6 protein-coding genes and 1 pseudogene are annotated in these 5,857 nt (G+C 29.5%); all 7 read right to left on the reverse strand.

Annotated elements, in window-relative coordinates; all coding sequences use genetic code 11:
- Positions 1-106 precede the first annotated feature (106 nt).
- Positions 107-241 (reverse strand): type I phosphoribosyltransferase, encoded by a 135-nt coding sequence (locus tag ANHYDRO_RS11060; RefSeq protein ID WP_004812754.1) that lies wholly within the window; start codon positions 239-241, stop codon positions 107-109.
- 25 nt (positions 242-266) lie between these two features.
- Positions 267-641: a type I phosphoribosyltransferase gene (locus tag ANHYDRO_RS01475; RefSeq protein WP_004812756.1), complete on the reverse strand. Its 375-nt coding sequence runs from the start codon at positions 639-641 to the stop codon at positions 267-269.
- 9 nt (positions 642-650) lie between these two features.
- On the reverse strand, positions 651-1,712 hold the full coding sequence (locus ANHYDRO_RS01480) for a hypothetical protein (protein WP_004812758.1): 1,062 nt from the start codon (positions 1,710-1,712) through the stop codon (positions 651-653).
- Positions 1,713-1,801: 89 nt separating this feature from the next.
- Positions 1,802-2,320 (reverse strand): peptidylprolyl isomerase, encoded by a 519-nt coding sequence (locus ANHYDRO_RS01485; RefSeq protein ID WP_004818468.1) that lies wholly within the window; start codon positions 2,318-2,320, stop codon positions 1,802-1,804.
- Positions 2,321-2,431: 111 nt separating this feature from the next.
- Complete coding sequence (locus ANHYDRO_RS09825; RefSeq protein ID WP_004812762.1) at positions 2,432-2,608, reverse strand: hypothetical protein; 177 nt, start codon at positions 2,606-2,608, stop codon at positions 2,432-2,434.
- Between the two features lie 135 nt (positions 2,609-2,743).
- Entirely contained in the window at positions 2,744-5,242 is a 2,499-nt protein-coding gene (gene mprF, locus ANHYDRO_RS01490) for a bifunctional lysylphosphatidylglycerol flippase/synthetase MprF (protein WP_004812764.1), read from the reverse strand.
- A gap of 94 nt (positions 5,243-5,336) precedes the next feature.
- A pseudogene (locus ANHYDRO_RS01495) lies at positions 5,337-5,857 on the reverse strand (EF-Tu C-terminal domain-related protein); the annotation flags it as partial.

Below are 5,857 nucleotides of genomic sequence, written 5' to 3' on the forward strand. Positions count from 1 at the left end.
TATATATATATNGTATATATATATATATATATATATATATATAATATAATAATAATAATAATAATAATAATAATAATAATAATATATATNTNTTTTTTTTTACCAATTAAATTTCAAAAATAGGAAGTTTTTCTAAAAATATTATATCATCCCTATTTGCTGCGTCCCCTTCTGCAAGAATTGCAAGTTTTTGTACAACTTCTCCTCCTGCTTTTTTTACTAAACTTTCTAGGGCATTCATAGATTCTCCAGTTGAAATTACATCATCAACTAGGGCTATTTTTTCCTTTAACTTTTTCTACATCTTTTGAGTCCAAATATAATTTTTGGGTGTTTTTTGTTGTTATAGAATTTACTTCTACATTAATAGGATGATTCATATAGGATTTCTCAGACTTTCTTGCAACTACAAATGATTTTTCTCCTATATTTTTTGCAATCTCATGGGCAAGGGAAATTCCCTTTGCTTCTGCTGTAAGAATTATATCAGCATCCACCTTTTTGCTTAGCTCTATTCCTGCTTTTTCTGCAAGTTCTGCATCTCCCAACAATACAAAAGATGCAATTTTTAAATTATCTGATATTTGTATAATTGGCAAATCTCTTTTAAGTCCACATACTTCTAATTTGTAATAATCCATTAAAAACTCCTATAATATTATAAATTTGAGTATTACTCCTGCCACAAGTCCCATAAATGGATCGCTTGCTGCTGTTGTAGCCATAGCAATCCCTGCAACTAGTATTGTATCACCACCAGCTGCAAAAGCAAGATTTGCATTTGTAGGAACAGTTACAAGAGCACCTAGTACAAATAAAAATCCATGGATTGACTCTCCTGGAACAAATTTTCCAAGTTTTGGTAAAAGACCCATAAACATAATTACCCCAAGAATTGCCATCATCAAAACTCCAGAATTTACAGGATTATCACTAGCCCCTGTTGCAGAAATTATTGCTTCAACTGGTGCTCCACCAAAAAGAGAAGAAACAGAATCAGCAAGGCCAGAATAAATTGTTAAGTGGTCAATATTTGCTGTTAAATTTCCATCTCCAAGAGATGCTGTAATATTTCCAAAAGCAATATTAGCTCCAATTGTAAGACAAGCTAATGATAGGGCCCCTCTTATAACTTTTTTGTTTAAAATAGGTTTTTTTACAGAAAGTTTTCTCTCTTCTTTTTTTATATCCTTACCTATTTCCATTTTCATTATATTTGCATAAATAGAAGAAATCACTACAGAAATTATAATTGTATAAACAAGATTTCTTCCAGAAACAAAATAAGTTATTAATGCACTTATAATTGAAATTAAACTAACCATTTTTGTTTCAAGTTTTAGTCCATCAATAGCAATTTTTGCAAGAATTAAACCAACTCCTGCCATCATTCCATTTAATACATAAACTCCTGCCAAATCAACAATAAAATTAAGACTTCCAGTAAGACCAAGAATGGACATAATAATTCCTGCCCAAAATACTACTGATAATCTTTCAGAAATATTTTCTCCATAAGATCCTGCAAGGGCAATAGTTTCTGCTTGCATAGAAATTGGAATTGGTGAATGTAAAAGCGTACAAGCAATTACTCCCACAGCAAATCCTAGTGCTGTTGGAAATGCAGCAAATCCAACAGATAGTGCCAACAAAGCTTGAGGGATTCCATTAATTACTACCCCCAAGGCCGCCATAACGTCATTAAAAGTCATAAGACCTCCTATAAATTTATTTTCAAAATACGAATCTAATTATACCATATTTTATAAATAAAAAAAGACAGATAAAATCTGCCTTTAATTTACATTTTTTCAACTTCAGGATAATCAACACCCTTTGTATCAACTGTAACTTTTTTTATTCTTACATCTTCAAGTGGTTTATCATTATAATCTGTTTTTACATTCGCAATTTTGTCGATTTCTTCTATTCCTTCTATTATTTTTCCAAAACCTGCATATTCCCCATCAAGGTGTGGACTTTTTTTGTGCATTATAAAAAATTGGCTTCCTGCAGAATCTGGCATAAATGATCTTGCCATTGATAAAACCCCCTTATCATGGGCTAAATTATTTTCAAAACCATTTGATGAGAATTCTCCCTTTATAGCATAGCCAGGGCCACCCATACCACTTCCTTCAGGATCTCCTCCTTGGATCATGAAATTTTTTATTATTCTATGGAAAATAAGCCCATCATAAAAATTATTTTTTATCAGTGAAATAAAATTATTTACAGTGTTTGGGGCAATTTCAGGATATAATTCAGCCTTAAATACTTTTCCATCTTCCATTTCAAATGTAACAATTGGATTGTCCATATATTTCTCCTTCTTATCTTTATTTTTTTCTTTCCTGTCAGTATCCATATCTTTTTTATCATCTGCTAGGATTTCAACTGATGTATGAACATAAGATTGTTCAAAAGAATCTTATGTATTCATCATCTTATAATTATACTCTTGCCTTTTTCTTTTTTCTTCCAAAAAAGATTCTATTTTTCCTATATCAAAATCCTTAACTAAATCCTTGATTTTCAACTTTTTCTCATAGGAGTAGTTATTTTTAATCTTTATAGTTTCTTTCTTTGTATTTATTTTTATATTCACAAAACTATTCTTGTGCTTTAAGGTATAGCCATTCTTTTTCTTGATTTTTTCAAATTATTTTACAAATTTTTTTATCCAAGCTTTAGCTTTTAATTTATATTACCCTAAAAAAGTATGGCAATTGTGAAATTTATTTTATTTTTTATTGATAACATAAAATAAAGTCAAAGCAGAAAAAATCAAAGATGAACCTCTTGAATAAGAAAGATATCTTTCTTCCCAAAAACTTGCATACTTATCCTTATAAGCTTTTAAGCCCTCAAAAGAATAAAAATGATCTCCTAGCTTAAAAATCATATAAACCATTTTTTCTTGCAAAAAGGAATGTCTCATAACTCCAACATTTGCAAGTGGAGCCATGCCAAGATCAAAATATTTTATATTATTTTCCTTCAAATAGGTAAAAATATTGATAAAAAGATAATCCATCAAGCCATCCACCTTATCATCATAACGCATAAGGTCAACAGTTGCCCAATTTTTATAATAAATTGGACAAAGATTTGCAAAGGCAATAATTTTTCCATCAGGATTTTTAACCACAGCTATATCTCCAGTATTTAAATAATTCCTATCAAAAAATCCTAAGGAAAATCCCTTCTCTTTTCCTTCACCTAGCCATGAATTTGAAATTTCTTGTAATCTTTTAATTGTTTTTCCATCAAAAGGCTTTTCCATAACTTCAAATTTATACCCATCCCTGTCTATCTTATTAATGGTTTTTCTAAGATTTTTCTTTTTCTTACCATCAAGGTTAAACTCTTCTAGGTTTACATTGGCACTTTCACCAAATTTCATGAAATTAAATCCATATTCGTGGACTTTCATAGTTATTTCCTTATTAATCTCATAAAAGACAATATTGTAGCCTAAATCATCTGCCTGGTTGATAAATTCATCCAAAAGTTCATCAAAATGCTCTTCATTTCCAATAGGATCTCCCATAACTACAACCTTATCAGCTATTGTTTTAATTTGAAGGCAAGCTAAATCAAGCCCATCTTTTCTCAACCAAAACAAGTCCTTATCATCCAAAAATGCCAAAAAAGCTTCCTTAGATCCACCCTGACTTTCAAGTAAAGACAAATACCTATCACGATCAAATTTCTCCCCAACTTTTATTCTTTGTCCTTGTAAGAATCTTATCAAAAGATAAGACAAAAAATAAATTATAGAAATAGTTACTATAATTGAAACAAAATTATACTCAAAAGGAATTAATATAAAATCATTAGCCTCATTAATATTTACATCAATGATTGATCCATGTTTTAAAATTTTTCCTACATAAACAATAAGCATAAAATTTGCCAAAAGTAAATCGACAAACCTATCCTCACTAGCATAAATAAATTGTTTAGTATGGAGCTCATCTTTTGTTATTAAATTCATTACAAACATTATGACAATATAAATTAAAGTACTTAGGCTATATCCAGTTATATAAGTATATAAAAATACAAGACTTAAAATAACAATATTTAAAATATAAGATTTTTTTTGTCTTGAGATGTAGGCCCTTGCCATAATTATAAAAATAAAACCAAAAAGTATAGATGGAAATTGATAAATTGCCGAAGCCCTAATTGGATTTAATTTTGTAAGAAGGCCTCCCCCATATGCCTTATCAGGTAAGGTTGCCGCTAAAATCATGAAAAGACCAAAAATATACATCATAAAAGTATTAAACAGCACAGTAATATTTTTAAATAGTCTTTTTAAGAAACCAGCCTCTTTAAATTGAAAAGCCTTAGTAAAATTTTTACTAAAAAATACAAATGCTAGGCAAAATGGAATAATATAATAAGCCAACCTATAAAGTAAAATCCATGACAGGGCTAATTCTTGATCAATTCCTTGACTTTTTAAAGCAAGTAAAATAATCAAATCAAAAGACCCAATAGCACCTGGAATCATGGAAATATAACCTACTATATTTGCAGCTACTACAAGGGTAGAAAGAGTAATCAAATCAAATTTTATACCCATAAGATATCCAATTACTACGAAAGCACTCATAACTCCAAACCATTCAGCAATTGAAATTATAAATATTTTAATTTGATTTTTCTTCTTAAACTTAATTTTTCCAAAAAAAGAAAGTCCAAAAACTATAGGAATGTACAAGCTTGCCCCTATCAGCAAAATCATATACCTTTCCAAAACAGGATTTGTATGAAAACAAAGAGATATTAATGACAAGATTGAAAAAAATGACAAGCCACAAGGCAAAAATACCAACAACTCGATAATTTTTTTAACAAGTTTACTTGGTTCATGACCCTTACCATAAAAGGCAGTCCTTAGGCCAATAGAAATAAATCCACCTAGTCCTAATAAATCATTAAAATTATTTATACAAAATCCAGTTTCTGCAATATATTTTTTCTCATAATCATTACCAAGCTCATCATTTAAAACAAAGTCATACAAGCTTGCAGGAATATTAGCAAAAATTCCATAAATTCCCATAAGAATTATGATAAAAATAGATAAATTTTTAAAAATATATTTTATATCTTCTACTTTTATTTCTTTAGAAATTTTTCTAAACTGAATAATTACAAGTATTAAAACAGATATCAAAAATATTTTCTTAAAAATTTCCTTAAAGTTATTTATTTTTTCTTTCATTTCATATCCTTTAAAAATTTAATTAAAAAATATTTTAAAAAAAGACGGGTTATCCCCGCCTTTTAAATTTTATTTTATTTCAAATTTAAGCTAATTAAGCTATAACTTTAGAAACAACTCCTGAAGCAACTGTTCTTCCACCTTCTCTTACTGCGAATCTTAATCCTTCTTCAAGAGCGATTGGTTTTGTAGTTTGATTATGAATTTTGCGTTGTCTCCTGGCATTACCATTTCTGTTCCTTCTTCTAATTGGATGTCACCTGTTACATCTGTTGTTCTGAAGAAGAATTGTGGTCTATAGCCTGAGAAGAATGGTGTATGACGTCCACCTTCTTCTTTTGTTAGTACGTATACTTGTCCTTCAAATTCTGTGTGTGGGTGTACTGAACCTGGTTCTGCTATTACTTGTCCTCTTTGGATTTCGTTTCTTTGTACTCCTCTTAATAGTAACGCACAGTTATCTCCTGATTCTGTTGTTTCAAGTGATTTGTGGAACATTTCTATTCCTGTTACTACTACTTCTCTTGTTTTGTCTGTTAGTCCAACTATTTCTACTGTAGATCCAAGTTTTAGTGTTCCTCTTTCTACTCTTCCTGTTGCTACTGTTCCTCTTCC

It is taken from the genome of Anaerococcus hydrogenalis DSM 7454, from assembly GCF_000173355.1.
Classification (GTDB): domain Bacteria; phylum Bacillota; class Clostridia; order Tissierellales; family Peptoniphilaceae; genus Anaerococcus; species Anaerococcus hydrogenalis.

Excerpts from the sequence above, each read along its gene's own strand:
- ANHYDRO_RS01485 (WP_004818468.1), bottom strand. The coding sequence starts at position 2,320 with ATGGACAATCCAATTGTTACATTTGAAATGGAAGATGGAAAAGTATTT.
- ANHYDRO_RS11060 (WP_004812754.1), bottom strand. The coding sequence starts at position 241 with ATGAATGCCCTAGAAAGTTTAGTAAAAAAAGCAGGAGGAGAAGTTGTA.
- mprF (WP_004812764.1), bottom strand. The coding sequence starts at position 5,242 with ATGAAAGAAAAAATAAATAACTTTAAGGAAATTTTTAAGAAAATATTT.
- ANHYDRO_RS01475 (WP_004812756.1), bottom strand. The coding sequence starts at position 641 with ATGGATTATTACAAATTAGAAGTATGTGGACTTAAAAGAGATTTGCCA.
- ANHYDRO_RS01480 (WP_004812758.1), bottom strand. The coding sequence starts at position 1,712 with ATGACTTTTAATGACGTTATGGCGGCCTTGGGGGTAGTAATTAATGGA.